At 74.2% G+C, this 1,518-nt stretch carries 1 protein-coding gene and 1 pseudogene; both read right to left on the reverse strand.

Annotated features, from left to right (window positions below):
• Positions 1–1,053 (reverse strand): CurL C-terminal domain-containing protein (locus JM949_RS35895; RefSeq protein WP_309232466.1); only part of this gene is annotated, 1,053 nt, incomplete at its 3' end.
• 9 nt (positions 1,054–1,062) lie between these two features.
• A pseudogene (locus JM949_RS38335) lies at positions 1,063–1,517 on the reverse strand (beta-ketoacyl [acyl carrier protein] synthase domain-containing protein); the annotation flags it as partial.
• Position 1,518: the final 1 nt, after the last annotated feature.

Consider the following 1,518-nt stretch of genomic DNA (forward strand, 5'->3'; position numbering starts at 1 on the left):
GTCGGGCGGGCGCCGAGCCGTCGGGCAGCCGGTAGCGAGTCCGGCGGAGGGATAGCTGGGCAGCGTCGGCCAGGGGCGGGTGCGGGGCGGGCCAGGCGGCCGCCCAGTCGACGACGGCCCCGTCGGCCCAGGCCGGCGCCACCGCCGCAGGTCGTCACCCGGGCTGGTGGTCACCCGCTCCAGCTCGATGACGTCCGCGACGCGGCCCGTCCACACCCCGTCCGGCTTTCGGCCGGCGGCGAGGGCGTCCAGGGCGCAGATCGCCTCCTCGAGGTTCTCAGCCCAGATCGCGGCCCGGTGCGCGAACGCCTCCCGGCCGGTCTGCAACGTCCACGCCACATCGGCCAGGTGCGGCCGGTCCCGCTGGAGGGCCTGTGCCAACCGGCCACAGTGCACCCGCAATCGTTCGGCGGTACGCGCCGACACCACCAGCAACTGCCCGCCGTCCGGCCGCTGCGGGACGGGCGTTCGCGGCGGCTCCTCGACCACCACGTGGGTGTTGCTGCCGGAGACGCCGAAGGAGCTGACACCGGCGCGACGGACACCTCCGTCGGCCGCCGGCCACGGCACCGCCTCGGTGTTCACGACGAACGGCGAACCGTCCAGATCTAGGTACGGATTGAGCTGCTCCCCGTTCGGCATGGCGGGGATCAGCCCGTGCCGGAGCGACAGGATGGCCCGGATGACCCCGGCGATGCCGGCCGCCGCCTCCAGGTGACCGAGGTTGGCCTTGACCGACCCCAGCACACAGCCACCCGGTCGGCCCTCGTCGCCGAAGGCGGTCCGCAGCCCCCGTACCTCGATGGGGTCCCCGAGCAGCGTGCCCGTGCCGTGCGCTTCGAGCAGGCCCAGCTCGGCCGGTGACACCCCGGCGTCGGCCCACGCCTCGGTCAGCACCCGCGCCTGCAACTCCGGGCGGGGCGCGGTCGGGCTGTTCGACCGGCCGACGTGGTTGGTCGCCGACCCGCGGATCACCGCCCAGATCCGGTCGCCGTCGGCAAGCGCCCGCTCCAACGGCCGCACCACCATGGCCGCCACGCCCTCGCCCGGCACGTAGCCGTCCGCGCCGGCGGCGAAGGGGCGGCACCGGCCCGTCGGGGACAGCGCACCGAGCGCGCCGAGGTGATCAGGTGCAGCGGGCTGAGCAGCAGGTTCACGCCCGCCACCACGGCGGTGTCGCACTCACCCGAGCGCAGCGCCCGCACCGCCAGGTGCAACGCCGTCAGCGACGACGCGCAGGCGTTGTCCACCGGCACGCTCGGGCCCTGCAGATCGAACGCGTACGACAGCCGACCGGCGATGGCCGAGACGACGCTGCTGTTGACCTGGTAGTCCCGCAGCGGCACCCGGTTGCGGACGATCTCGGACCAGTAGTCCTGGAAGCAGGTGCCGACGTAGACGCCGGTGCGGGTGCCCCGAATCCGCCCCGCACACCCCGCATCCTCGAACGCCTCGTACACCACCTCCAACAACAACCGCACCTGCGGATCCAGCCACACCGCCTCCCGCGGCGACACC

The organism is Micromonospora tarensis (genome assembly GCF_016803395.1).
Lineage (GTDB): Bacteria > Actinomycetota > Actinomycetes > Mycobacteriales > Micromonosporaceae > Micromonospora > Micromonospora tarensis.